Below are 26460 nucleotides of genomic sequence, written 5' to 3'. Positions count from 1 at the left end.
CTTTGTCGAGAATAATTCTAAACTAGGCCCGAGTTAATGGCCTCGCCATTTAAGGTTGAGAAAGACATTTGACATGCGACTGACACGCCAGACCAATTACGCCATCCGTATCCTGATGTACTGCGCCGCCAATGAAGGCAGGCTCAGCCGCATCGGTGAAATCGCGCAGGCCTACACCGTTTCCGAACTGTTTCTGTTCAAGATTCTCCAGCCATTGGTTGAGAATGGTTTTATCGAAACCGTTCGTGGCCGTAATGGCGGTGTCCGCCTCGGCAAGCCGGCCAATGCCATCACCCTGTTCGATGTCGTCCGCGTCACCGAAGAGAATTTCGCCATGGCGGAATGCTTCGAGGCGGATGGCGCGGATTGTCCCCTCATCGACAGCTGCGGCCTGAACGCCGCATTGCGCAAGGCGCTGAATGCCTTCTTCGAAGTGCTCGCGCAGTACTCGATCGACGATATTGTCGACAAGAGAGACGTTCGTGCGCTTCTCGGCATCGATTCCCTCGGACCCCAGCTCGCGACCGCGAGCTGAGTTTCACGCCTTCCCCGAATCGGCCCGCGATTGACGCTGCAAGGAAGCGCCTCGGCGTCTTCTCGCGCCGCAATGGCGTGGCCCATGCGCCGGATTGACCTCGGATTCCGCCCTGACCGTGCTGGATGAGACGTTTTGACACAGTGCGATCCGCGGCCGAAATCAGGCGCCGCGCGGGTGCTTCCCTGGTCAAACATGATTGATTTGGTTATATTATTTCCTAGTTTAGAACTGTTCTAACTTATTGAATTCACAACGTTATTATTGTCGGCGATTTGACATAATCCTCTGAAAGTCTTTTGATGGAAGCCGCGCTGCACAAGCGCTTGACCTTTAATGTTAGGGCCTTGAACCCTTGCGATTGGAGGAACCTTTGACTGGTTCAAAAGTATTCCACTCCGGTGGACGTGTATTTTCGGCCTGCAGTTCGGCCAGGATGACGACCAAGATAGTACCGTGTTCGCATTTCAGCAGTTATCGCGCCATCAATTCCGGGCGTGACTGCGGAACAACTGTTTCATAACGCGATGCTGGTCTGTCACTGCAATATCATCACCCAGAAAGAGATCGAGGATACTATCATTGAACTCCTCGATGCTGACCCGTGGCAACTCGTAGTCCCGGCGAAGGTCTATCATGCCCTGAAGAAGCGCGGCAGGTGCTGTGGCTGCTTCCCAAACGTCGTTGAAACCATCATAAAGGTGACCGAGGATTATCATCTTCGCCACGGTTCCAACGATTCTGATTCGGTTTCGTTTATTGACCGTGTGCGGTCATTGCGTCACGAATACAGGAGTTTAAGGCATGAAAGGCGACACACGGGTCATCGAGCGGCTTAACGAGGCATTGTTTCTCGAGCTTGGAGCCGTCAACCAGTATTGGCTCCATTATCGTCTTCTCGATGATTGGGGTTACAAGCTCCTGGCCAAGAAAGAGCGCGCCGAGTCGATCGAGGAGATGCATCATGCCGATCGCATCATCGAGCGCATCATTTTCCTTGAAGGCCACCCCAACCTCCAGTCCATTGGCGCGCTGCGCATCGGCCAGGACATCAAGGAAGTGCTCGAGGCCGATCTGGCCGGCGAGTATGACGCCATCGCTTCCTACAAGAAGTCGCGCGAGATTTGCGCCGAGGTTGGCGACTATGTCTCCAAGGAGCTCTTCGACGAGCTGCTGAAGGACGAGGAAGGCCATGTCGACTTCCTCGAGACACAGCTTGACCTGTTGAACCGCATTGGCGTCGAGCGCTACGGACAGCTGAACGCCGCACCGGCCAACGACGCTGAATGATCTGATTTCGGAACGGGCGGCCCTGTATCGCCGGCCGCCGCTCCGATCAGCCGGTAAAGAGAAAGGGCGCCCGAAGGCGCCCTTTCTGTTTGCTCGCGATGCGCTTCTTATTGCGGCAGCTTGTCGTCCACGCCGGCGACATAGAAGTTCATGCTGAGGATCGTCTTGTCGTCGGCGGTCTCGCCGGCCTTCAGCCAATCGGAACCGTCCTGCTTCTTGACCGGGCCGGTAAAGGGCTTGAGCTCGCCGGATGCGATCTTCGCCTGGGTCTCCTCGGCCAGCTTCTTCACGTCGTCAGGCATGTTGGTGTAGGGAGCCATGACGACCAGCCCTTCCTTCATGCCTTCGAAGACGTTGTGCGACTTCCAGCTCCCATCGATGACGGCCTTGGCGCGCTCGATATAATACGGGCCCCAATTGTCGACGATCGAGGTGAGCTGCGTTTCCGGTCCGAATTTGATCATGTCGGAGGCCTGCCCGAACGCCTTGATCTTGCGCTCGGCGGCGACCTGCATCGGAGCCGTCGAATCGGTGTGCTGCGTTATGATATCGACGCCCTGATCCACCAGCGCCTTCGCGGCATCGGCTTCCTTGCCCGGGTCGAACCAGGAATTGGCCCAGATCACCTTGACCTTGAAATCCGGATTGACCGACTGCGCGCCCAGCATGAAGGCGTTGATCCCCTGCACCACTTCGGGAATCGGGAAAGAGCCGATGTAACCGGCGACGCCGACCTTCGACATTTTCGCGGCGATCACGCCCTGGACATAGCGCCCTTCATAGAAGCGCGAATTGTAGACGGAGACATTCTCGGCGGTCTTGTAGCCCGTGGCGTGTTCGAACTTCACGTCGGGGAATTTCTGGGCGACCTTGACCGTCGGGTCCATATAGCCGAACGAGGTGGTGAAGATCAGCTTGTGGCCGGCGCGCGCCAGCCGCTCGATCGAACGTTCGGCGTCGGCTCCTTCCGGAACGCTCTCGAGAAACGTCGTCTCGACCTGATCGCCGAGCGCCTTCTCCATTTCCTTGCGGCCCTGATCGTGCTGGTAGGTCCAGCCAAAATCACCGGGTGGCCCGATATAGATGAAACCGACCTTCAGCTTGTCGGCGGCAAAGGCGCCGGTGACGGCAAGGCTGGCGAGGCCAAGACCTGCCGCAAGTCCCAGAATGTATTTTTTCATTTGCGTGTTCACCTCTCTGTTAATTCAGTTTGTAAGCGCTACCGGTCCGGCACGAAGGCCTTGCCGAGCGATGCTGGTGTATTCATGAGCGTCAGCCGCTTGTTCCGCGATATCAGGACGAGGACGATGATCGTCGCCAGATAGGGCAAGGACGACATGAACTGCGATGGAATGCCGATCCCGAGGGCCTGCGCGTGCAACTGGCCGATGGTGACGGCGCCGAAGAGATAGGCTCCCGCCAGCACCCGCCAGGGGCGCCATGAAGCGAAGACCACCAGCGCCAGCGCGATCCAGCCGCGGCCGGAGGTCATGTTCTCGACCCATTGCGGCACATAGACCAGCGAAAGCTGCGCGCCGGCAAGACCTGCACAGGCACCGCCGAAGAGGACGGCGAGATAGCGGTACCGCAGCACCGGCACGCCGAGCGCATGCGCCGATGTGTGATTGTCGCCGATGGCGCGCAATGTCAGCCCGGCCTTGGTTCGAAACAGAAACCAGGCGACGGCTGCCGTCAGGGCGATGGAAATATAGAAGATGGGGTCCTGCCCGAAGAGGAACTTGCCGATAAAGGGAATTTCCGTCAGGCCGGGAATGCTGATCGACTGCATGCGCACGCCCGGCATGCCGACGAAGCTTTCGCCGATCATCGCCGAAGCTCCGAGCCCGAGCAAGGTCAGCGCCAGGCCGGTGGCGTATTGATTGGTCGCCAGCGTCAGGCTGAGGAAACCGAAGAGCAGCGAGAACGCCGCGCCGGCGCAGATGGCAGCGATGAGGCCGATCCAGGCCGATCCCGTCATCTGGGCGGCGGCAAAACCGCAGACGGCGCCCATGATCATCATGCCCTCGACGCCGAGATTGAGGACGCCCGACCGTTCGACCACGAGCTCGCCGAGGGCCGCTATCAGAAGCGGCGTCGCCGCCGTGGCAACTGTCAGCAGGATTGCTTCAAACATCATGATCAAGCGCCCTTTGCCGCGGTCTCGACGGAGCGCGACACGATCCGGATGCGGTAATAGATCAATGTATCGCTGGCGAGGATGAAGAACAGCACCATTCCCTGGAAAATACGCGCCGATTTCTCGGATATTCCGAGCGATATCTGCGCCGCCTCGCCGCCGAGATAAGTGAGGGCGAGAACCAGTCCGGCGGCTATGATGCCGAGCGGATTGAGCCGGCCGAGAAATGCGACGATGATGGCCGTGAACCCGTATCCCGGCGAAATGCTGGGACGCAGCTGCCCGACAGCGCCGGAAACTTCGCTGATGCCGGCCAGTCCCGCCAGGGCGCCGGAGATGAGGAAGGCGAAGAATGTCAGCCGTCCGGCGCTGAACCCGGCGAAGCGCCCTGCCCGCGCGCTGCGTCCGAGCACCTTGATCTCGTAGCCGCTCAACATGCGCGACAGCATGAACCAGACGAGGAGCGCGGCGAGCAGCGCCAGCACGAAACCCCAATGGGCGCGGCCGGATGCCGTCCAGATCTCGGGAAGTATGGCGCTGGAGTTGAATTGGATCGTCTCGGGGAAATTATAGCCCTGCGGATTGCGCCATGGGCCGCGCACCAGCCAGTCGAGAAACAATTGCGCCACATAGACCAGCATGAGGCTGGTGAGAATTTCATTGGTGTTGAACCGGGTCTTCAACAGAGCGGGGATCGCGGCATAGGCCATGCCGCCAGCCATGCCAAGGACGAGCATGACCGGCAGGACGTACCAGCCCTGGAAATCCGGAAACACGACCGGGAGAATGGAGCCCGCTATGCCGCCGGCGATGAACTGCCCCTCGGCGCCGATATTCCAGTTATTCGACAGAAAGCAGACGGAAAGCCCGACGGCAATGAGGATTAGCGGCGCCGCCTTGATCAGCAATTCGTGGATCGACCAGATTTCGGTCAGGGGCTCGACGAAATAGGAATAGAGCGCGGCGACCGGGTTCTTGCCCAGTATCGCAAACAGCACCGCGCCAGCCAGAAGCGTCAGCAGCAGCGCGATGAACGGCGAAAGCGCACTGAAAAGCGCCGAATGCTGGGGCCGCCTGATGATCTCTATGCGCATCATGCCGCCTCCGGCGCGCTGTGGTCGGCGCCGCCCATCATCATGCCCACGCGCTCCATGTTCATCTCTTCGATCGGCACCGAATCCGACAGCCGGCCATGCACCATGGCGGCGATCCGGTCGGAGATCTCGAAGAGTTCGTCGAGGTCCTGGCTGATGACGATGACGGCGGAGCCGCCGCGTGCGAGATCGACCAGCGCCTGGCGGATATGCGCCGCCGCACCGGCATCGACGCCCCATGTCGGCTGATTGACGACGAGGACGGAAGGGTTCCGATCGAGTTCGCGGCCGATCAGGAATTTCTGCAGATTGCCGCCCGAAAGCGCTGAAGCATCCGGATTTTCCGCGCTCTTGCGCACATCCATGCGGCTGATGATGCGCCTGGCGGCGGAAGTCAGGCTCGAAGCCGAAATCAGCTTGAGCACGCCGCCCGAAGTGAAGACCTTGCGGTCGGTGGCGTGGCGCGAGAGGAGGAGATTGTCGCTGAGCGACATGTCCGGCACGGCGCCATGGCCGAGCCGTTCCTCCGGCACGAAGGCCGCGCCAAGCTTGCGACGTGCCGATATGCCTTGCCTGCCCGCGTCGATGGCTCTGATGCGAATGATATCCGGGCGCTCCTGCAATCGCTCGCCCGAAACGGCCTCGAAGAGCTCGCTTTGGCCATTGCCGGCCACACCGGCTATGCCGAGGATCTCGCCGGCATGAACCGTGAAGCCGATATCGTGCAAGGCGACCGAGAACGGCCCGGTGGGACGTTGCGACAGTCCCTTGACCTCGATCAGCGCCGCCTTGGCCGCAGCCGCATCGGCAGCGAGCGGTTCGCGCTCCACCCGGTGGATGTCGCCGCCGACCATCATGCGCGCCAGTGAATTCGCCGTCTGCTCGCGGGGATTGCACTCGCCGACCACTTTCCCGTGACGAAGCACGGTCGCCCTGTCGCAAAGCTGGCGCACCTCTTCGAGGCGGTGGCTGATATAGAGGATCGACTTGCCCTCGGACCGCAGCCGCTCCAGGGTGACGAAAAGCAGTTCCGCTTCCTGCGGGGTGAGGACGGAAGTCGGCTCATCGAGGATGATCAGATCGGGGTTCTGCAGCAGGCAGCGGATGATCTCGATGCGCTGGCGCTCGCCCACCGAAAGGTCGCCGACGAGCGCATCCGGATCGACCGGCAGGCCATAGGCCTTGCCGATTTGCCGCGCCTTTTCGGCGATCATGCCGATGGGCGTCGCCTCATCGATCGACAGGGCGATATTCTCGGCGGCGGTCAGCGCGTCGAACAGTGAAAAATGCTGGAAAACCATGCCGATACCGAGGGTTCTTCCCACGGATGGACTGGGTATCGTCACCGCCTCGCCCTTCCAGGCAATGCTGCCCAACGTGGGCTGCAACGCGCCGAAAAGCATTTTTACCAGCGTCGACTTGCCTGCGCCGTTCTCGCCCAGCAGCGCGTGGATTTCCCCACGCGCGATGACGAGATCAACGTCGTCGCACGCCTTCAGTGTGCCGAAAATCTTCGTTAGCCCATTTGCTCGCAGCAGCACGGTGTCGGAGCTGTTTATTATTGTGTCGCCTGTCATAGTTCCCCGCGGCCAAGACCGTAATCAATCCTATGTCAGGCCCACCGAACTTGGGAAGGACAAATCTATGGTTGCGATCATTTCGCACACAAATAGTGCAAGCCTGCAATAGGCTCAAGGAATGAGCACAGTTGTCCCCGTCGTTTTCCGCGCTTCGAGATCCCGATGGGCCTGCTGCGCGTCTTTCAGCGCATAGGTCTGGTTGATTTCGATGCGGATGACGTCTTTGAGCACCAGATCGAACAGTTCCGAAGCTGCCTGCACCAGCGCTTCCCGCGACGACACATAGGCGAAGAGCGACGGGCGCGTGAGGAAAAGCGAGCCCTTCCTGGCCAGTATGCCGAGATCGAACGGCGGTACGGGCCCCGAGGACTGGCCAAAGCCGACCATCATGCCGCGCGGCCGCAGGCAATCCAGCGAGCCATCGAACGTATCCTTGCCGACGGAGTCGTAGACGACGTCCACGCCCTTGCCGTTGGTCAGGCTCTTGACCCGCTCGACGAAGTCTTCGGTGCGGTAATTGATGACATGATCATAGCCATGTTTGAGGGCGAGTTCGATCTTCTCGGGCGAGCCAGCAGTGCCGAGCACCGTTGCGCCAAGATGCTTGGCCCATTGACCGGCGATCAGGCCGACGCCGCCGGCGGATGCGTGGAAGAGGATCGTATCGCCCGCCTTCACCGGAAAGGTCTGCCGCAGCAGATATTGCGCGGTCATGCCTTTCAGCATCATCGAGGCCGCCTGTTGCGCCGAAATGCCGTCCGGAATTTTGACGAGACGATCGGCGGGGATAAGGCGCTCCTGCGCATAGGCGCCGATCGGATCGGTATAGGCAACGCGATCGCCGGGCTTGAGGTCGGTAACCCCGGTGCCAACGGCAAGCACGACGCCAGCGCCCTCGTGACCCGGTATGAGCGGCAGGCCCTTGGGCGCGGGATAGAGACCGGTGCGGTAATAGGCGTCGATGAAATTCAGGCCGATCGCCTCGTTGCGAATATGGACCTGCCCCTCGCCCGGCGCTGCAAGCTCCACGTCCTCATAGGACAGAACTTCCGGACCGCCTGTCTGGTGAACCCTTATCGCCTTGACCATTACGCTTTCTCCACACGTCCAAGATTGGGGAATGCCTGCATCACCGCGCCGATGCAGAAGAGATAGATGCCTGTCGCCGAGATGCCGATGCGCACCCAGAGCGGCGAATCCAGATGCTGGTACAGCGAGATGGCGCCGAACAGGCACCAGATGATGAAGATCGCCAGGTTGAGCGGCCTCAGCCTCTGCACGCGCACCGGATGCAGGAAATAGATCGGCAGGAAGGATACGATGGCGGCGACGAGCACGATGGCGAAGGCCACCCATTCTCCCGGCCGCACGACGAAGAGCGTGAAGACGATCATGTTCCATACCACTGGGAAGCCCTTGAAGAAGTTCTCCTTGGTCTTCATGCCCGTATCGGCATAGTAGATTGCGCTGGATACGACGATTATCGCCGCCGCGAGGAACGAAAGCCCCTCGCCCATGAAGCCGCGCTGGTAAAGCGCGAAAGCCGGTATCAGCACATAGGTCATGTAGTCGATGATATTGTCGAGCAGTTCTCCCGACCAATTGGGCAGGACATATTTCACGTCCAGCTTGCGCGCGATGGGCCCGTCGATGCCATCGACGAACAGCGCCAGTCCCAGCCACCAGAACATTGCGGTCCAGCTCTCCTCGCTGGCGGCGACGACCGACAGAAAGGCCAGGAACGAGCCCGATGCGGTCAGAAGATGCACCGAGAAGGCCTTGGCCTGCGGCGCCGTCACCTTCTTTGCCTTGATGCCCTTGGGTAAAGCTGGTTTTTTCACGGGACCGCGCCAATCTGCTGCATGATAATTGTCTCGCCGCCACTATATCCTTGTATGACATGCGCTTTGCGACCAGCTTTTCTTGAAAATGGCGGAAAGTGCAAGCAATGAGATTGATATAGCTGTTGAAAGCGGTAGCGAGGAGTGCGGTTGTCATGGGCAGAATCATCGTAGCAGGCGCAGGCCATGTCGGATTGCTCGCTGCATTCGCGTTGAAGCGGTCCGGCCATGATGTGCTTGCCATCGGCGCCCTGCCCGGCGCAGCGGACAAGCGGACCACGGCCCTGATGATGCCGGCCATCCGGTTTCTTCAATCCGTGGGGCTTTGGGAGACGATCGAGCCGCACGCCGCGCCGATGACTTCCATGCGGATCATCGACGGAACCAGCCGGCTCATCCGGAGTTCTACCGTTACTTTCGATGCAGCGGAGATCGGCGAGCCGACTTTTGGCTATAATATTCCGAACCAGGCGCTGAGCGAATGCCTGGGCACCGCCCTCGCCGCCTCGGGCGTCGATGTCGTCGCCTCGCAGGCAAGCCGCTACGCATTGACCGCGGACGGGGTGGAGATCGAAACCGCCGACGGAAGCGTCCATGCCGGCGAGGTCGTCATTGCAGCGGACGGCCGTTCGTCGCTGGCGAGAGAAGCCGCCGGCATCGCGGTGCGGCAGTGGAGCTATCGCCAGACGGCGGTGGTGTTGAGCTTCCGCCACAGCCGCGACCATCACGACACCTCGACCGAATTCCATACGGAACATGGGCCGTTCACGCAGGTGCCGCTGAGCGGGCGGCGGTCCAGCCTCGTCTGGGTGACAACGCCGGAGAACGCCGAGAGGCTGATGACGCTGGAGCCCAAGGACCTGGCGACGAGCGTCGAGGAGCGGATGCAATCGATGCTCGGCGCCGTCACTATCGAAACCGGTCCGCAGAGCTGGCCGCTCGCGGGCCTCGTCCCGTCCGCCTTTGCCCGCAACCGCGTCTATCTCGCCGGAGAGGCCGCCCATGTGTTCCCGCCCATCGGTGCGCAGGGGCTCAATCTGGGCATAAGGGATGTCGAAGCGCTGCTGGAAACCTTGCCGCTGGACGGTTCAGACCTTGGCGCGGATGGCCTGATCGCCGCCTATAACCGCGCCCGGCGCCCCGATATTCTGGCGCGCACAGGCGCGGTCGACGCATTGAACCGTTCGCTGCTGTCGGATTTTCTGCCGATGCAGATCGTGCGCAGCGGCGGGCTGGAACTGTTGCGGGCGTTCTCGCCGCTGCGCAGCTTCATCATGCGCGAGGGTCTGCGCCCCGGCAGCGGCTGGCGCGCGGCGGCGAGCCGGCGCACCAAGCCGATCAGCTGAGCACGTAGTCCAGCAGCAGTTTCACGTTCAGCGCCGCGATGATGATGGCGATGAAGACGGCGATGGCGGTCAGCCAGCGCGGCGCCACCAGCGCGCCCATCTTGCCGCGGCTTGCCGTGAACATCACCAATGGGAAGACCGCGAAGGAAAGCTGCAGGCTCAGCACCACCTGGGTCAGGATGAGCAGGCGGGCCGTGCCGTCATCGCCATACCAGATCGTCACGGCGGCCGCCGGAACGATCGCTATGGCGCGGGTGATGAGCCTGCGCATCCAGGGAGCAAGTTTCAGATGCAGGAACCCCTCCATGACGATCTGGCCGGCAAGCGTCGCGGTCACGGTGGAATTGATGCCGCAGCAGAGGAGCGCAATGCCGAACAGCGTCGGCGCTATCGACCAGCCGAGTAGCGGGGCCAGCAGCGAATGGGCATCGCCGAGCTCGGCGATCTCGGTCTGACCCGTCTTGTGGAAGGTTGCCGCCGCAAGGATCAGGATCGACGCATTGATCAACAGGGCGAACATCAGCGCAACGGTCGAGTCGATCGTCGCGAACTTCAAGGCGTGGCGCTTTTCCTCTGTCGTATGGCCATAGGCGCGGGTCTGGACTACGCCCGAATGCAGATAGAGATTGTGCGGCATGACGGTGGCGCCAAGAATGCCAAGCGCCAGATAGAGCATTTCCGGATTGCGCACGATCTCGGTCGTCGGGGCGAAGCCGAGCACGACGGCGCCCCATTCGGGGTCCGCCAGCATGATCTGGATGCCGAAGCAGATTGCGATGACGCCCAGCAGCGTGATGACCAGCGCTTCCACCCAGCGGAAGCCGAGTTTTTGCAGGTAGAGAATGAGGAAAACGTCGAGCGCGGTAATCAGCACGCCGATTTCCAGCGGTATGCCGAAAATGAGATTGAGGCCGATGGCCGTTCCGATAACCTCGGCGATATCGGTGGCGATGATGGCTATCTCCGCGAGGAGCCACAGGACATAGGCCACCGGACGGGGGAAGGCATCGCGGCAAGCCTGGGCAAGATCCCGCCCCGAACCGATGGCGAGGCGCGCGCAAAGCGCCTGCAGCACGATCGCCATGATGTTCGATACAAGCGCGACGACGAGCAGCGAATAGCCGAATTTCGATCCGCCGGCGAGCGATGTCGCCCAATTGCCGGGGTCCATATAGCCAACAGCCACGAGATAGCCCGGGCCGACAAATGCAGCGGCGCGGCGCCAGCCCGGGCCTGTCTTCCGTACCGCTATGGAGCGGTGGACGTCCGACAGCGACGCCTCACCCCTACCGCGGAGCCAGCCTTCCGGCTGCTCCCCTGTCCGACCCAATTGATCCATGCTGATTATCCGCAACTGCAAATCATTTGCAAATATATACATTCGCGGACGGCCGCCGCAAGTGGGCGCTGTTCATCAGCCTATCCAGCCATGCGTCATGGCATAGAGCCAAAGGGTCAATGTCGCGATGGAGATCAGCGTCGTGGCGAGAATGCTGCTCGAAGCCCGCTCGACCCAGACGCCATATTGCTGGGCAATGACGAAGACATTGGTTGCCGTCGGCAGGGCCGCCGTCAGCATGGCGGTGAATATCCACACCTTGGGGAACGTGCCGATCCATGTCAGCACCAGATAGATGAGCAAGGGCTGCAGCAACAGTTTCAGCGGAACGATGACGTAGAGTTCGCGCGGAACGCGCTTCAAGGGTCGCAATGCCAGGGTCGCGCCCATTGCGAACAATGCGCAAGGCGCGGCTGCGCGCGCCAGAAGATCGATCAGGCGCTCGAGCGCCAGCGGCGGTTCCGCACCCAGAATGGCGGCGCCGATACCGAAAATCGTCGCAATGATGAAAGGATGGAGGAATATCCGCTTGAGGACGTTGAGTGCGACGAGACCTGCCGGGCGCTGCTCCCTCCCCGACAGGGCCATCAAGGTCGGCGCCATGACGAAATGCAGGATGTTGTCGAAGCAGAAGATCAGCGCGACAGGTACCGCCGCCGGTGCGCCGAAGGCGAGAATCGCCAATGCCGGGCCCATATAGCCGATATTGCCATAGGCCGCTGCCAGTCCCTGGATCGTGCTTTCGTCAACCCGGCGCGTGCGGGCGAAGCCGATGGCGAACATTGCCGCGAACACCAGAAACGTCGTGCCGGTCGTGCCGACGATGAACGACCATTGGGTAAGTTCCGCTACGGGAGTTTTCGAAAGTATCTGGAAAAACATGGCGGGCAACGCCACATATATGATGAAGGTGTTCATCCAGCCCAGCGCTTCCAGGGGCTGCCGGTTCACTCGCGCCACGAAAAAGCCGAGAAAGATAAGTCCAAAGAACGGTAGTACGAGATTGAAGACGTCAAGCATGATGAACTTTTAGATTTTAGCGCGCGAGAATCGAGAATTCCCGGGTATTACGGAAACACCATCCAAAGCAAACGATATCGATGACACAGATAACACATGCCAAGTTCCAGATCGGCCAGGTCGTAAGCCATCGCATTTTCGACTTTCGGGGCGTGATCTTCGATGTCGACCCGGAATTCAGCAATACCGAGGAATGGTACCAGTCGATACCCGAGAACATCCGGCCGCGGCGGGACCAGCCGTTTTACCATCTCTTCGCCGAAAACGCCGACAGCGAGTATGTCGCCTATGTTTCGGAACAGAACCTCGTGCCCGATACGACCGGGGTGCCGCTGCGGCACCCGCAGGTAGGCGCCTTGTTCGAAAAGGTGAATGATGGCTTCTACCGGGTGAAAACGCCCCATGTGAACTGAGGCCGCCAAGGAAAAGGCGCCCAAGAAAAAGGGCCGAAGAAAAAGGGCGCCCGAGGCGCCCTTAAATCAGGTCAATTTGCGGTCTTGGCCTTTTCCTGTTCGGCCTTCATCTTGTCCTGGAATTCCTTCTGGCGCTTCTGGACTTCTTCCTGAAGCGTCTTCTGGCGCTGTTCAAGCTCGTTCTGCTGCATGCCGGGGCCGTCATAGGCCTGCGTGAACCCGGTCAGCGCGACATTGATCGGATTGGGCTTGTTCTGGAAATTGACGGATGTCAGCGTCAGCTGGTTGCCCTTCTTGAACGAATTCACGAGATCGTCCGAAAGCGCCACTTCGGCGATGCAGCGGTCCGGGAAGCAGATTGCGTATTCGACCTTGACGGTCTTGCCGCCATTGATCTGCAGTCCGACGCCCGGGGTAATGAGACGGCCGGTCGGGACGGAAACCTGGAAGATCTTCCGGTTTACCTTGCCCTTGATCTCAAGCAGGCTCAACGCGGTCAGCAGCTGGCCGCTGTCGGCGGTAACGATGTTCTGCGTGTTGCAGATGTCGTTCTCATCCTGCTTCGTGCAAACCTTGTACCAACCCTGTGGCGCTCTCTGCTGTTGCTGCTGCTGCTGGGCTGATGCTGGTAGCGCTGCGCCGACGAGCAGGGCGATGGCACCCGCCAAAGACGTGGTGGCAGCGATTATCTTTGGGTTGGACATGGTCAACTGGTTCCTTTCAGCGCACTTATCCCAAGTGTGTCACTCTCGATCACTTAATTTGCTCGTCTGGCTTTGATTGCCAAATGCGGCAACAGAGTGACCCTGATTACCGAACGCCGTGTTACACTGCATGTGCCAGCAAATCCAGACCAGTTTTTGAGAGTTTTTCGCGTTTGACGCCGAGTTTCAACATGATCCGCCGCATAATTGTCGCCAAATGATATTCTGTGGTTCGAATCAGGATATGTGCCTGGTCGAGTTCAAGGTTTGTTTGATGTTGAAAAATTGCTTGCAGATTGTGACACTGGTACTGGCGACCTCGCTGGTGCCGTGGAGTCAGGTATCCGCCGAGCCCGCTCATGGCCTTGCCATGCGGGGAGAGCCTGCCCTGCCCGCGAATTTCGAGCATTTCCCCTATGCAAACCCCGATGCCCCGAAGAGCGGCCAGATCACCTATGGCGTCGTCGGCACGTTCGACAGCCTCAATCCCTTCCTCGTGAAGAGCCTTCGCACGACGGCGCGCGGCATCTTCAACGATCTCCAGTTCGGCAACCTCGTCTATGAAACGCTGATGCAGCGCAGCGCCGACGAGCCGTTCACGGTTTACAGCCTCCTCGCGGAAAAGGTCGAGACGAATGACGAGCGAACCTGGGTGGAGTTCACGCTCGATCCGCGCGCCAGGTTTTCCGACGGGATGCCGGTTACGCCGGATGACGTCATTTTCAGCGTGCATCTCCTCGCCGAAAAGGGCCTTCCGCAATATAAGCAGCGCCTCGACCGCATCGAGAAGATCGACAAGGTCGGGGAACGGGGCATCCGCTTTACCTTCAACGAGCAGGCAGACCGCGAACTGCCCCTGATCCTCGCGCTGACGCCCGTCCTGCCCAGGCATGCCGTCGATGCGGAAAACTTCGATGCCTCGCCGCTGAAAGTCCCGGTCGGAACCGGCCCTTATCTCGTATCGCAGGTCCGTCCCGGACAGCGCATCATATACAAGCGCAACCCCGATTACTGGGCCAAGGACATTCCGAGCCGGCGCGGCTTCAACAATTTCGACCAGATCACCGTCGAATATTTCCGCAACGAGCAATCGCAGTTCGAAGCCTTCAAGAAGGGCGTGTTCGATATCTTCATGGAAGGCGATCCGAACAAATGGGCGGCCTCCTATAATTTCCCCGCCTTCAAGGAGGGGCGTGTCGTCCAGGAAACGTTCAAGACCAAGGCGCCGTCGAACATGTTCGGGTTCGTATTCAATACGCGCCGCGAAAAATTCGCCGATCGCGATGTCAGGCGGGCGCTTTCCGCCATGTTCGATTTCGAATGGACCAACCGCAATCTTTATGCGGGACGTTATGAACGCCTCGCAAGTTATTGGCAGGGCTCCGAACTTTCTTCTCTTGGGAAACCAGCGGACAGTACCGAACGTGCGCTGCTTGCTGCCTTTCCCGCCGCGGTTGCGCCCGACGTCATGGACGGCACTTACGCGCCGCCGAAAACCGATGGCTCCGGGCGCGACCGAACGGCGATGAAACAGGCCTATGACATCCTGATGGGCAAAGGCTTTGCGATCAGGGACGAGACCATGCTCGATCCTGCGGGCAATCCGCTGACCTTCGAGATCCTGACCCGCTCGGTGGCGGAGGAGCGGCTCGGCCTCGCCTACAGGCGCACCCTGTCTCGCCTCGGGATCAACGTTTCCATTCGCACCGTGGATGACGCCCAGTACCAGAAGCGGCTCGAGACTTTCGATTACGACATGATCCTCGGCGCCTATACGGGTTCGCTCTCGCCGGGCTTCGAACAGTTCCGGCGGTGGAGCAGCGAGGCGCGCGATACGGACGGCAGCTTCAACTATGCCGGGGTAGCCGATCCGGCGGTCGATACGCTGATCGGCAAGATGCTTGCCGCGCGCCGGCAGGACGAATTCGTCAGCGCGGTTCGCGCCCTCGATCGGGTGTTGATATCGGGCAATTATTTCATACCTATCTACTATCAGCCTGCGCAATGGGTTGCCCGCTGGACCCATATCAAGCACCCGGACGCAACCGCACTCATAGGCTACCAGTTACCCACCTGGTGGTCGGAAAGGCGCTAGATGGACATGATTGCCAAGAAAATTACGATCGACGTCGTCTCCGACGTGGTGTGCCCATGGTGTTTCGTCGGCCGCAAGCGCCTCGAACAGGCATTAGCGCTCAATCCCGACCTCGATGCCACCGTGAACTGGCGGCCGTTCCAGCTCGATCCGACCATCCCGGCCAAGGGCAAGGACCGGCAGCGCTACATGCAGGAGAAATTCGGCAGTTCCGACCGGATTTTCGAGGTACACCAGCAACTGACCGAACTCGGCGGCGAAGTCGGGATCGAGTTCGACTTCGAAGCCATCCAGGTCAGTCCCAACACGCTTGACGCGCACAGGCTCATCCGCTGGGCCGCCCAGGCAACGCCGAACGTTCAGGACGAGCTCGTCGGCATCCTGTTTTCGTACTATTTCGAGCAGGGCAAGGATATTGGCGACCGGCAGATATTGCTCGAAGCCGCCGCCGAAGCGGGGCTGGATGCTGCGATCGTCGAAAGCCTGCTGCCGACCGATGCGGATGTTGTCGGCGTCCGGCAGGAAATCGATATGGCCAGCCAGGTCGGCGTTCGCGGCGTTCCCTGCTTCATCCTCGACCAGAAATACGCGATCATGGGCGCGCAATCGGCGGACGTGCTCGCCGATGCGATCCGCCAGACCGCCGATGGCTATGAACCGCGCCCTGCCTGAGCGCGGCGGCATGGCTCAGTCCGTCACGAGCTTGGCAAGCTGGGTCATGATGACCGCGGCGCCGTTCAGGCGTTTTTCGGGCGTCGGCCAGTCGCGCACGAATACGATGCTCTGATCCGGCCGGATCTTCGCCATGGCGCCCTGCTCTCCGATCAGCTTCACCAGCGCGGCGGGATTGTCGAAGGTCTTGTTGCGGAACTGGATCACCGCGCCCTTCGGGCCGGCATCGACCTTCTCGACATTGGCACGGCGGCACAATGCCTTGATATAGACGATCTTCAACAGGTGCTGCACTTCTTCCGGCAGCGGGCCGAAACGGTCGATCAGTTCCGCGCCGAAGCCATCGATATCCTGAAGATCGTCGAGATCGGCAAGGCGCCGATAGAGGCCGAGGCGCAGTTGCAGATCCGGCACGTAGCTTTCCGGGATCATGACAGCGGTGCCGACGGATATCTGCGGCGACCATTGGTCGGATCCGGTGTCGCCCGTTCCCTTGAGTTCCGCCACCGCTTCTTCCAGCATCTGCTGGTAAAGCTCGAACCCGACTTCCTTGATATGGCCGGATTGCTCCTCGCCGAGCAGATTGCCGGCGCCACGGATATCCATGTCATGGCTCGCCAGCTGGAACCCCGCGCCGAGCGTATCGAGCGATTGCAGCACCTTGAGCCTGCGATCGGCCATCTGGGTCAGGACCTTGTTCGCCGGAAGCGTGAACAGGGCATAGGCGCGCTGTTTCGACCGCCCTACCCGGCCGCGCAGCTGGTAGAGCTGCGACAGGCCGAACATGTCGGCGCGATGGATGATCAGCGTATTGGCGGTCGGGATATCGAGGCCGGATTCGACGATCGTGGTCGAGAGCAGCACATCATATTGGCCGTCATAAAAGGCGTTCATGATGTCGTCGAGCTCACCCGGCGCCATCTGGCCGTGCGCGACCGCCACTTTCAGCTCCGGCACATTCGCATCGAGGAAATCCTTGATCTCGCCAAGATCCGATATGCGCGGGCAGACATAGAAGCTCTGCCCGCCGCGATAGCGTTCGCGCAGCAGCGTTTCACGGATCACGAGCGCATCGAACGGGGAAACGAATGTACGCACGGCCATGCGGTCGACCGGCGGCGTGGTGATCAACGACAGTTCCCGAACGCCGGTCAGTGCAAGCTGCAGCGTGCGTGGTATGGGCGTGGCCGACAGGGTCAGGACATGCACGTCCGATTTCAGCTCCTTGAGCCGTTCCTTGTGCTTGACGCCGAAATGCTGCTCCTCGTCGATGATCAGCAGCCCGAGGTTCTTGAACTTGATGCCCTGCCCCAGCAAGGCATGGGTGCCGACGACGATATCGGCATGGCCTTCCGCCAGCGCCTTCTTGTTTTCGGCAAGTTCCTTGGCCCCCACCAGGCGCGATGCCTGTACGACATTGACCGGCAGCCCCTGGAAACGCGATGCGAAGGTCTTGAAGTGCTGCCGCGACAGCAATGTCGTCGGCACGACCACCGCGACCTGCACGCCGTTCAGCGCGGCAATGAAAGCCGCCCGCAGCGCCACTTCGGTCTTGCCGAAGCCGACATCGCCGCAAATGAGGCGGTCCATGGGCTTGCCCTGCGAGAGATCGTCAATCACCGCGTCGATTGCCCGATCCTGGTCCTCGGTTTCATCATAGGGAAAACGGGCGGCGAATTCGCCATAAAGCCCCTCCGGCGGCGCCAGCACGGGCGCGCCGCGCATCTGGCGCTCGGCCGCGATGCGGATGAGATGACCGGCAATGTCGAGGAGCCGCTTCTTCAGCTTGGCCTTGCGCGCCTGCCAGGCGCCGCCACCGAGCTTGTCGAGGACCGCGGTGGAACTCTCCGAGCCGAACCTCGACAATAGTTCGATGTTCTCGACGGGCAAGAACAGCCTGTCGTCGCCGGCATAATGCAGTTCCAGGCAGTCATGCGGCGCGCCGGCGGCCGTTATGGTGCGCAGGCCGACGAAGCGGCCAATGCCGTGATCGATATGCACGACGATATCGCCCGCGTTCAGCGCCGCGATCTCGCTGATAAAGTCCTTGTCGCGCTTGCGGCGGCGCGAATGGCGGATAAGCCGGTCGCCAAGTATATCCTGCTCCGCGACCACGACGAGGTCGCCCGCATCGAAACCGGTCTCGAGCGAAAGGATGCTCGCCGTGATCTTGTCGCGCCCGAGTGCCTTGACGGTGCGCAGATCCTCGACGAACTCGATTTTTTCGAGCCCGTGTTCGGCAAGAACCTGAACGAGCCGGTCGCGGCTGCCCTCGCTCCAGGCGGCCAGAAGCACCTTCTTGCCGCCAGCGCGCTCATCGCCGATATATTTGACCACGCTGTCGAAGACGTTGACATCCTTCGCCGATCGCTCCTCGACGAAGCTTCGGCCCTTGCGGACACCGGCGTGAATGGTGGCCCGGCCGGAGACGAATGGCGCATCGAACGGCGTGAAGTCGATGCGCATGCCGGAATCGAGCGCAGCCTTCTCCACCTGCTCTGAAGACAGGTACAGCGCATCGGGTTCGACCGGCTTGTACGGTATCGCATCACCCGGTTCCTTGCCGTCCGACTGGCGGCTGCGGGCTTCGTAATGGTCCAGCACCAGCTTGTGCCGCTCGGCCATCGATTCATGGGCGAGATGATCGAAGATGACCGGCATCTTGCCCGCATAATGGAACACGGTTTCAAGATGGTCGTAGAAGAGCGGCAGCCAATGTTCCATGCCGGCAAAGCGACGGCCTTCCGATATGGAATGATAGAGCGCATCGTCCCGCGAGGCAGCGCCGAATTTCTGCACATATTGCGAGCGGAAACGGCTGACCGTCTCGGGCGAAAGCGTGATTTCGCTCATGGGCTGCATGGCGAATTCGGATTTCTGACTTAAAGTCCGCTGCGTTGCCGGATCGAACGCCCGTATGGTTTCGAGCGTATCCCCGAAGAAATCGAGACGCAGCGGTTCTTCCTCCCCCGGTGCGAACAGGTCCAGTATACCGCCCCGCACGGCGTATTCGCCGACCTCGCGTACAGTCGAAACGCGTTCGAAGCCATTGTTTTCAAGGCGTTGAACAAGTTCGTTCATGTCAATTCTGTTGCCGGGCTTCGCGCGGAACAATTGTTTCTCAAGCGCATCGCGCGGCGGCAGCTTCTGCAGGACGGCGTTGGCCGTCACCAGGATGACCGCCGGGTGCGTCTGTTCCCGCAGCGCCAGCAGCCCGGTCAGCGCCGCCAGCCGGCGCGCCGATGTGGTCGCACCCGGCGAAACGCGGTCATAGGGCAGGCAATCCCATGCGGGCAATTGCAACACCGGCAGGTCCGGCTGGACAAAGCTCAACACCTGCTCGATGTCGGCGACGCGCTGGCCGTCGCGGGCGATGAAGAGCACCGGACCGCCGGCGCCCGCCTCGGCGACGATCTTCGCCAGAGCAAAGGCCTCATAGCCGTCCACGACGCCATCGATGACGACATGGGAGCCGATACCGGAATTCAGTCCGAGCTTGTTGAATGCGTTCATTGTCTTCTAGAACTTCATCTGGCTTCGCGAGGTCACGATCCTGCGGAAGATTGGAGTGTCGAGCCTGGTGGGCACCTCGGCCTCGCCCGTGAACCATTTCAACAGATCGCGGTCGAGTTCATCCATGAGTGTTTCGAGTTGGTCGAGTTCCTCATCGGTCAGGCGATCGATATGCTCATTCGCGAACTGGCCGAGAAGCAAATCCACCTCGCGCATGCCGCGATGCCAGCAGCGAAACAGGATTTTTCGCTGCCTTGGCGACAGATCCGCAGTGGTGCGACTGCTTCCGGACATTTGGGAACTCCATGGGTGGGCTACAAGAGGCGGGTGGCGGTGGGTATAACCTGCCTTGCCGCGTCTGTCAGCCTTGCAACGTATATTGAACGCGCTAAACCTTATTTATGCGTCCATCCCAACTCGACCCACTTTTCGCATCCGTCCGCTCGCTGCCAGGCATCGGCCCCAAGGTCTCCGGTCTGCTTGGCACCTTATTGGGCGCGCAGCCGCCCGGCAGCGATCCGCGCGTGGTGAACCTGCTCTTCCTGCCGCCGCACAGCATCATCGACAGGCGCAACAGGCCTGGTATCGCCTTTGCTCCCGAAGGTGCGATCGTGACGCTCGAAGTGCGTATCGACCGGCACCAGCCGCCGCCGGCGGGGAGAAACAACGTGCCGCACCGCGTCTATGCCCATGACGATACGGGTGAAGTCGGACTGACCTTCTTTCATGCGAAACAGGCGTGGCTCGAGAAAATGATGCCTGTCGGCGAGACGGTGATCGTTTCCGGGAAGATGGAGTGGTTCAACGGTCGCCCGACAATGGTTCATCCCGATCATATCACGCCGATCGAGAATGCCGCGTCGTTGCCGCTGATCGAGCCGGTATATCCGCTGACGGCCGGGCTTTCGCCGAAGGTGCTGGTACGCGGCGTGCAGGAGGCGCTGGCAAAGTCGCCCGATCTCGCCGAATGGATAGAACGCCCGCTTCTCGATAAATATGCGCTTCCATCGCACCGGGAAGCTCTGGATATCCTGCACAATCCTCGCGAACCGCAGGATATCGCGCTCGACCGGCCGGCCCGCCAGCGCCTTGCCTATGACGAGTTCCTCGCGGGGCAGCTCGCTCTTGCGCTGGTGCGGATGAAGACACGCAAGCTTTCTGGCAGGCGCCTCGAAGGCAATGGCGACATCAGCTCCAGGATCGTCGCCGCCCTGCCCTATACGCTGACGAACAGCCAGCGGCAGGCGCTTCAGGAGATCATCGCCGATCTGCGCCAGCCCGAACGCATGCTGCGGCTGCTGCAGGGCGATGTCGGCTCGGGAAAGACCGTCGTCGCGCTGCTGGCGATGGCGCATGTGGCGGAAGCCGGCGGACAATCCGCGCTCATGGTTCCAACGGAGGTGCTGGCGCGCCAGCACCTCGCCACCATCGCACCGCTGGCAGCAAGGGCCGGACTGAATGTCGCGCTGCTGACGGGACGTGAAAAAGGCAAGGAGCGCGACCAGGTCCTCGAGGGGCTGGCCAATGGTTCGATCCATATCATCGTCGGCACCCATGCGTTGTTCCAGGAGAAGGTGAACTACCGCGATCTGGCCTTCGTCATCATCGACGAGCAGCATCGGTTCGGCGTGCACCAGCGCCTTTTGCTCACGTCGAAAGGCGGGGCGCCGGACATGCTGGTCATGACGGCGACGCCCATTCCGCGCACCCTCGTCCTGACGGCATTTGGCGACATGGACGTTTCGAAGCTGACCGAGAAGCCGGCGGGCCGGCGGCCGATCACCACGGCCATCCTCCCGATGGAGCGTCTCGGCGAACTGGTGGACCGGATCCGCAAGGCCATCGCCGAGGGGCAGAAGGTCTACTGGATCTGCCCGCTGGTCGAGGAATCCGAAGCCGTCGAACTCGTCTCCGCCGAAGAGCGGTTCGAAAGCCTGCGGCCGATATTCGGCGAGCGTGTCGGTCTCGTGCACGGGCGCATGAGCGGACCCGAGAAGGACGCGGCCATGGGCGCGTTCAAGCGAAGCGATACGCGGCTGCTGATCGCAACCACCGTCATCGAGGTGGGCGTCGACGTGCCGGATGCCACGATCATCGTCATCGAACATGCGGAACGTTTCGGCCTTGCACAGCTGCATCAGTTGCGCGGGCGCGTCGGGCGCGGCGACAAGCCATCGACCTGCCTCCTGCTCTACAAGGCGCCGCTCGGCGAGGTCGCCCAGGCGCGACTCAAGATCATGCGCGAGACGGAAGACGGCTTCCGGATCGCCGAAGAGGACCTGAAACTGCGCGGCGAAGGCGAGTTGCTGGGGACGAGGCAATCGGGAACGCCCGGTTTCAGGCTTGCCAATCTCGAAGCCCACCAGGACCTGCTGGAGATCGCCCGCAAGGACGCGCGCTATATACTGACGCGCGATCCGGAGTTGCAGACGACGCGCGGCGAGGCGCTGCGCGTCCTGCTTTATCTCTTCGAGCGCGACGAGGCCATCCGCCTGCTCCGCGCCGGCTAGCGCGGCCTACTCGACCGTGACGGACTTGGCGAGATTGCGCGGCTGATCCACATCCGTCCCCATGAAGACGGCGGTGTAATAGGCCAGCATCTGGATCGGCAAGGTGTAGATGATCGGCGCGATGAGCTCCGGCATGTCCGGCAGCACGATGGTGTGCAGCGTCTTCAACGTGCTTGCCGCAGCGCCTTTCTCGTCGGTGATGAGAATTATCTTGCCGCCGCGGGCAGCCGATTCCTGCATGTTGGATATAGTCTTTTCGAACCAGGAATCGTGCGGTGCGATGACGATGACCGGCATGGCTTCGTCGATCAGGGCAATCGGCCCGTGCTTCAACTCGCCGGCGGCATAGCCTTCCGCATGGATATAGGAAATCTCCTTCAGCTTCAGCGCGCCTTCGAGGGCAAGCGGATAGCTGGTGCCGCGGCCGAGATAGAGGACGTGCTTGACCTGGCTGAGTTCGCGGCTGATCGCCTCGATCTGCTCCTCAAGCTTCAGAACCTGCGTGGCGAAACGCGGTATCTCGGACAGTTCGCGCACAAGCCGCTTCTCGTCTTCCGCATCGATCGTGCCGCGCGCCTTTCCGGCAGCAACAGCCAACGAGGCGAGGACCGCCAGCTGGCAGGTAAAGGCCTTGGTCGAGGCAACACCCACTTCCGGGCCGGCAAGGGTCGGGAAAATCACGTCGGACTCCCGCGCCATCGTCGATTCCCTGACGTTGACGATGGTGCCGATCTTCAGGCCCTGCTGCTTGCAGTAGCGCAACGATGCCAGCGTATCTGCCGTCTCGCCCGACTGGGTGACGAACAGCGCCAGACTGTCCTTGGACAACGGCATTTCACGATAGCGGAACTCCGAAGCCACATCGATGTCGACTGGCAGGCGGGCGATACGCTCGAACCAGTATTTGCCGACGAGTCCGGCGTAATAGGCGGTGCCGCAGGCGGAGGCGGCGATACGGTCGATCTTGCTGAAATCGATGGCGCTCGCCTCGCTTCGGATCGTTCCCCTGGCGAAATCGAGATAATTGGCGAGCGTGTGCGAAATCACCTCCGGCTGCTCATGGATCTCCTTTTCCATGAAGTGCCGGTGATTGCCCTTGCTGACGAGGAAGGCGCTGCCGGCGGACTTCTGCACCGGGCGCTTCACTTCGGCTCCGCTTTCGTCATAGATGACGACGCCTCGGCGTGTCAGTACGGCCCAGTCGCCATCATCGAGATAGGACAATCGGTCGGTGAATGGTGCCAGCGCTATGGCGTCGGAGCCGAGATACATCTCGCCATCGCCATAGCCGACGGCCAACGGCGGGCCGTTTCTGGCGGCGATCAGCAAGTCCTCTTCGCCGTTGAACATGATCGCTATGGCGAAGGCGCCGCGCAGCAGCGGCAGGGATTCGCGCACTGCCTCGACCGGGGAACGTCCGCGATCCATGGCGCGGGTGACGAGATGGGCAACGGTTTCGGTGTCCGTCTCGGTTTCGAACACATAGCCATCGGCTTCGAGCGTCGCGCGAAGCTCGGCGAAGTTTTCGATGATGCCATTATGGATGACGGCCAGGCGCGGCGTCATGTGAGGGTGGGCATTGCGGATGACCGGCGCTCCGTGCGTCGCCCACCGTGTATGGCCGAGGCCGATCGTGCCGCTGAGCGGCTCGGCCTTCAGGGCGTTTTCCAGATTGCCGAGTTTTCCCTCGGCGCGGCGGCGATCGAGCGTACCATTATTGAGCGTTGCAACACCGGCGGAATCATATCCCCTGTATTCGAGCCGCTTCAAGGCATCGACCAGAAGCGGCGCGACCTGTTCCTGTCCGATAATTCCAACAATTCCGCACATTTATCACCTCAACGCTTGGCCAATACCGTTCTGCCGTCTAGTTGCCGGACTGCGGCATGCAAAGTCAATTTTCCTTACCTAATTAAATGGAGATAGACAGGACTAGTCCGGTGGAACTGAAATACGCCTGACTATGCTTTCGGCTTGCCGGCGCGCTTGCGGGCTTCGTATTTTGCCCGGAGCTCGATGGCCCTGCCTTGCTTGATCTCCTGCCTCGCCCGCCCGAAAGCCAGCGAGTCCGCCGGAACGTCGCTGGTTATGACGCTGCCGGAGGCCACATAGGCGTTGTCTCCGATCGAAACAGGCGCCACCAGCGATGAATTGGAGCCGACGAAGGCACCCGCGCCGATTTCCGTATGGGATTTGTTATAGCCATCATAGTTGCAGGTTATCGTGCCGGCGCCGATATTGGCCGCTGCGCCGACCGCGGCATCGCCGATATAGGACAGATGATTGACCTTGGCCCCGGCGGCGATCCGGGCATTCTTGACTTCGACGAAGTTTCCGACCTTGGCCTTTTCGGCAAGGTCCGCGCCGGGGCGCAGCCGGCCGTAGGGCCCGACCGTGGCGTTGCGCCCGACCCTTGCACCTTCGAGATGCGAGAATGCATGGATGATCGCGCCACTCTCGATGAATACGCCGGGACCGAACACGATATTGGGCTCCAGCGTCACATCCGCCTCGATCAGGGTGTCATGGGCGAAGAACACGGTTTCGGGCGCCTGGATGGAGACGCCGGCCAGCATCATCGCGCGCCTTTTGCGTTCCTGCCAGATGGCTTCGGCCGCCGCGAGCTCGACACGCGTATTGATGCCGATGACATTATCGACCGCCACTTCGATCGCAACCGCGTTGCGGCCCGTTGCATTGGCGATCTCGACGACGTCGGTGAGATAATATTCGCCCTTGGCGTTCTCGTTGGAGATGCGTTCCAGGAGATCGAGCGCAGTCTCGCCGCTGAGGGCCATCAGGCCGCCATTGCAGAAGCCGATGCGCCGTTCCGCATCGCTGGCATCCTTCTCCTCGCGAATGGCGAGAAGGCGGCCCTCTTCCTCGATCAGCCGTCCATAGCCGTGCGGATCGCCGGGCCGGAACCCCATGACGACGACATGGGCACCATCGGCCAGTTTCTGCCGCGCACGTTCCAGCGCTTCAGTCTCGATCAGCGGCGTGTCGGCGAAAACCACGAGAATATCGTCATAGCCCTTGGCGATGGCGTCGCGCGCGGCAAGGACCGCATGGCCTGTCCCAAGCCGTTCCGTCTGCTCGTGGACGCTCAGCGCCGGCACGAGCTTGCGAACCGCCTGCTCGACGGCCTCCGCGCCCCGGCCGACGACCAGCGCCATATCCATGCCGCCTGCCGCCTGAACCGCCTTGGCGACATGGCCGACAATGGGCAGACCGGCAATCGGATGCAACACCTTCGGCAGTGCGGATTTCATGCGGGTACCCTCGCCCGCGGCAAGTATGATTGTGAGACAGGAACGTTGGGCCATCTTGAACCTTCAGATCGACGGGAAAACCATGTGCCGGCAGGCGTAGCACGGCGCAGGTTTCCAATAGGTAATTTCGTCCCTTTAGCCGAGTTGGCCGAGAATGGGAAATGTTTCGAGCAACCAGAAGGAAAAGGATTGCAATCCGCCGGTGAGGAACAGAATTCCGGTAATGACGAGAAGCCCGCCCATGATCTTTTCGACCTTGCCGAGATGCATTCTGAAACGGCCGAGAAAGCGCATGAACATGCCGGAAAACATGGCGGCAATGATGAAAGGCACGCCGAGGCCGAGCGAATAGACGGCAAGGAGCGTCGCGCCATCGGCGACCGTATCGCGCGCGCCCGCCAAAGCCAGGATGGGCCCGAGTACCGGCCCGATGCAGGGTGTCCAGCCAAAGGCGAAGGCAAGGCCCATTATATAGGCGGCGATCGGGCTGGCCGGAGCCCCCTTGCTCTGGAAGCGGGCCTCGCGGGAGAGAAATGCAAGGCGGAAGACGCCGAGGAAGTTCAGTCCCATGAGGATGATGACGATGCCCGCGGCAATGGCGATTTCCTGCTGCCACATGCGCAGGAAGCCGCCAATCGTCGAGGCACCGGCGCCCAGCAGGACGAAGACCGTGGAAAAGCCGAGCACGAAACTGAATGACGAGACGAGCAGGGCCTTGCGGACCGGCGACATGGCGGCCGCTGCGCGGTCGGCCCTGAAATCCTCGACCGTGACGCCGGCCATGTAGCAGAGATAGGGAGGAACCAGGGGAAGCACGCAAGGAGAGAGAAAGGACAATGCGCCCGCCCCCGCGGCCGTGAGATAGGAAACATCCAGCGCCATGTGCGCTCCTTCAAGCTAGATTGGCCGTGGATTAGGCCGAATCCGGGTGAAACTCCAATCACCTTTTCGCCATTCTGCCTTGCGGCAAACCGATATGAGAGCAAAATCCGCTTGAGGGCGGGATAAACGAGGCTCGAAAAGTCCTTTTGTCGCAAAATCGTATAATAATAGCTGTTGACCGATCGGCATCCCGCACATATGTTCCGCCGCACTTCCC

The 26460-nt window shown here is 60.9% G+C and carries 22 protein-coding genes; 8 read left to right on the top strand and 14 right to left on the bottom strand.

Going from position 1 to position 26460, the window contains the following annotated elements; translation table 11 throughout:
- Positions 1-73 precede the first annotated feature (73 nt).
- The 3 genes from rirA to bfr all read left to right on the top strand — a co-directional run bounded on the left by rirA (position 74) and on the right by bfr (position 1825).
- The gene (gene rirA / locus OSJ75_RS15050; protein WP_250018741.1) at positions 74-535 is read left to right on the top strand and encodes an iron-responsive transcriptional regulator RirA; all 462 of its coding nucleotides are present in this window, start codon (positions 74-76) and stop codon (positions 533-535) included.
- A gap of 527 nt (positions 536-1062) precedes the next feature.
- A complete protein-coding gene (locus OSJ75_RS15045; protein WP_267228622.1) occupies positions 1063-1374 on the top strand; it encodes a (2Fe-2S)-binding protein in 312 nt (103 codons plus the stop codon).
- Complete coding sequence (gene bfr, locus OSJ75_RS15040) at positions 1340-1825, top strand: bacterioferritin (protein ID WP_250018740.1); 486 nt, start codon at positions 1340-1342, stop codon at positions 1823-1825. The genes OSJ75_RS15045 and bfr overlap by 35 nt, the downstream gene beginning before the upstream one ends.
- Before the next feature lie 107 nt (positions 1826-1932).
- On the opposite strand, the gene OSJ75_RS15035 is transcribed toward bfr, so the two are convergent.
- The 6 genes from OSJ75_RS15035 to pcsA form a co-directional block, all read right to left on the bottom strand.
- Entirely contained in the window at positions 1933-3006 is a 1074-nt protein-coding gene (locus tag OSJ75_RS15035) for a BMP family ABC transporter substrate-binding protein (RefSeq protein WP_250018739.1), read from the bottom strand.
- Between the two features lie 38 nt (positions 3007-3044).
- Positions 3045-3959, bottom strand: a complete 915-nt coding sequence (locus tag OSJ75_RS15030; protein ID WP_256473198.1) for an ABC transporter permease — start codon at positions 3957-3959, stop codon at positions 3045-3047.
- A 5-nt stretch (positions 3960-3964) separates the two neighbouring features.
- Entirely contained in the window at positions 3965-5056 is a 1092-nt protein-coding gene (locus tag OSJ75_RS15025) for an ABC transporter permease (RefSeq protein WP_267228621.1), read from the bottom strand.
- Entirely contained in the window at positions 5056-6633 is a 1578-nt protein-coding gene (locus OSJ75_RS15020; protein WP_267228593.1) for an ABC transporter ATP-binding protein, read from the bottom strand. The genes OSJ75_RS15025 and OSJ75_RS15020 overlap by 1 nt, the downstream gene beginning before the upstream one ends.
- 114 nt (positions 6634-6747) lie before the next feature.
- Positions 6748-7725 carry a quinone oxidoreductase family protein gene (locus OSJ75_RS15015; RefSeq protein WP_267228592.1) on the bottom strand — a complete coding sequence of 326 codons (978 nt, stop codon included), beginning with the start codon at positions 7723-7725 and terminating at the stop codon, positions 6748-6750.
- Positions 7725-8477 (bottom strand): phosphatidylcholine synthase, encoded by a 753-nt coding sequence (pcsA, locus tag OSJ75_RS15010; protein WP_250018736.1) that lies wholly within the window; start codon positions 8475-8477, stop codon positions 7725-7727. Before pcsA ends, OSJ75_RS15015 begins: the two co-directional genes overlap by 1 nt.
- Before the next feature lie 155 nt (positions 8478-8632).
- Between pcsA and OSJ75_RS15005 the strand changes: the two genes are divergently transcribed.
- Positions 8633-9823 carry a UbiH/UbiF family hydroxylase gene (locus OSJ75_RS15005; RefSeq protein WP_267228591.1) on the top strand — a complete coding sequence of 397 codons (1191 nt, stop codon included), beginning with the start codon at positions 8633-8635 and terminating at the stop codon, positions 9821-9823.
- On the opposite strand, the gene OSJ75_RS15000 is transcribed toward OSJ75_RS15005, so the two are convergent.
- Both OSJ75_RS15000 and OSJ75_RS14995 read right to left on the bottom strand, forming a co-directional pair.
- The gene (locus OSJ75_RS15000) at positions 9816-11162 is read right to left on the bottom strand and encodes an Nramp family divalent metal transporter (RefSeq protein ID WP_267228590.1); all 1347 of its coding nucleotides are present in this window, start codon (positions 11160-11162) and stop codon (positions 9816-9818) included. The two genes, OSJ75_RS15005 and OSJ75_RS15000, sit on opposite strands and share 8 nt — an antisense overlap.
- A 75-nt stretch (positions 11163-11237) precedes the next feature.
- Positions 11238-12182, bottom strand: a complete 945-nt coding sequence (locus OSJ75_RS14995; protein WP_267228589.1) for an AEC family transporter — start codon at positions 12180-12182, stop codon at positions 11238-11240.
- Between the two features lie 74 nt (positions 12183-12256).
- Between OSJ75_RS14995 and hspQ the strand changes: the two genes are divergently transcribed.
- On the top strand, positions 12257-12595 hold the full coding sequence (hspQ, locus tag OSJ75_RS14990; RefSeq protein WP_250018777.1) for a heat shock protein HspQ: 339 nt from the start codon (positions 12257-12259) through the stop codon (positions 12593-12595).
- Between the two features lie 71 nt (positions 12596-12666).
- On the opposite strand, the gene OSJ75_RS14985 is transcribed toward hspQ, so the two are convergent.
- Positions 12667-13299, bottom strand: a complete 633-nt coding sequence (locus OSJ75_RS14985) for an invasion associated locus B family protein (RefSeq protein WP_250018732.1) — start codon at positions 13297-13299, stop codon at positions 12667-12669.
- A gap of 370 nt (positions 13300-13669) precedes the next feature.
- On the opposite strand from OSJ75_RS14985, the gene OSJ75_RS14980 reads away from it, so the two are divergent.
- Together OSJ75_RS14980 and OSJ75_RS14975 are read left to right on the top strand one after the other, a co-directional pair.
- On the top strand, positions 13670-15394 hold the full coding sequence (locus OSJ75_RS14980) for an extracellular solute-binding protein (RefSeq protein WP_267228620.1): 1725 nt from the start codon (positions 13670-13672) through the stop codon (positions 15392-15394).
- Positions 15395-15400: 6 nt separating this feature from the next.
- Positions 15401-16066 carry a DsbA family oxidoreductase gene (locus tag OSJ75_RS14975; RefSeq protein WP_267228619.1) on the top strand — a complete coding sequence of 222 codons (666 nt, stop codon included), beginning with the start codon at positions 15401-15403 and terminating at the stop codon, positions 16064-16066.
- A 15-nt stretch (positions 16067-16081) separates the two neighbouring features.
- On the opposite strand, the gene mfd is transcribed toward OSJ75_RS14975, so the two are convergent.
- Positions 16082-19579, bottom strand: a complete 3498-nt coding sequence (gene mfd, locus OSJ75_RS14970; RefSeq protein WP_267228588.1) for a transcription-repair coupling factor — start codon at positions 19577-19579, stop codon at positions 16082-16084.
- Between the two features lie 6 nt (positions 19580-19585).
- Positions 19586-19873 carry a succinate dehydrogenase assembly factor 2 gene (locus tag OSJ75_RS14965; RefSeq protein WP_267228587.1) on the bottom strand — a complete coding sequence of 96 codons (288 nt, stop codon included), beginning with the start codon at positions 19871-19873 and terminating at the stop codon, positions 19586-19588.
- Positions 19874-19980: 107 nt separating this feature from the next.
- Here OSJ75_RS14965 and recG point away from each other — a divergent pair, with 107 nt between their 5' ends.
- Positions 19981-22089 carry an ATP-dependent DNA helicase RecG gene (gene recG / locus OSJ75_RS14960; RefSeq protein WP_267228586.1) on the top strand — a complete coding sequence of 703 codons (2109 nt, stop codon included), beginning with the start codon at positions 19981-19983 and terminating at the stop codon, positions 22087-22089.
- A 6-nt stretch (positions 22090-22095) separates the two neighbouring features.
- On the opposite strand, the gene glmS is transcribed toward recG, so the two are convergent.
- The 3 genes from glmS to OSJ75_RS14945 form a co-directional block, all read right to left on the bottom strand.
- A complete protein-coding gene (gene glmS, locus OSJ75_RS14955) occupies positions 22096-23919 on the bottom strand; it encodes a glutamine--fructose-6-phosphate transaminase (isomerizing) (RefSeq protein ID WP_267228585.1) in 1824 nt (607 codons plus the stop codon).
- Positions 23920-24050: 131 nt separating this feature from the next.
- Positions 24051-25415, bottom strand: a complete 1365-nt coding sequence (glmU, locus tag OSJ75_RS14950) for a bifunctional UDP-N-acetylglucosamine diphosphorylase/glucosamine-1-phosphate N-acetyltransferase GlmU (protein WP_267228584.1) — start codon at positions 25413-25415, stop codon at positions 24051-24053.
- Positions 25416-25496: 81 nt separating this feature from the next.
- Positions 25497-26243 carry a cytochrome c biogenesis CcdA family protein gene (locus OSJ75_RS14945; RefSeq protein ID WP_267228583.1) on the bottom strand — a complete coding sequence of 249 codons (747 nt, stop codon included), beginning with the start codon at positions 26241-26243 and terminating at the stop codon, positions 25497-25499.
- Positions 26244-26460 lie beyond the last annotated feature (217 nt).

The organism is Phyllobacterium sp. 0TCS1.6A (genome assembly GCF_026420825.1).
GTDB lineage: Bacteria > Pseudomonadota > Alphaproteobacteria > Rhizobiales > Rhizobiaceae > Phyllobacterium.
Note: the sequence above shows the minus strand (reverse complement) of the source record. Positions and strands in the feature narration are given on the sequence as shown.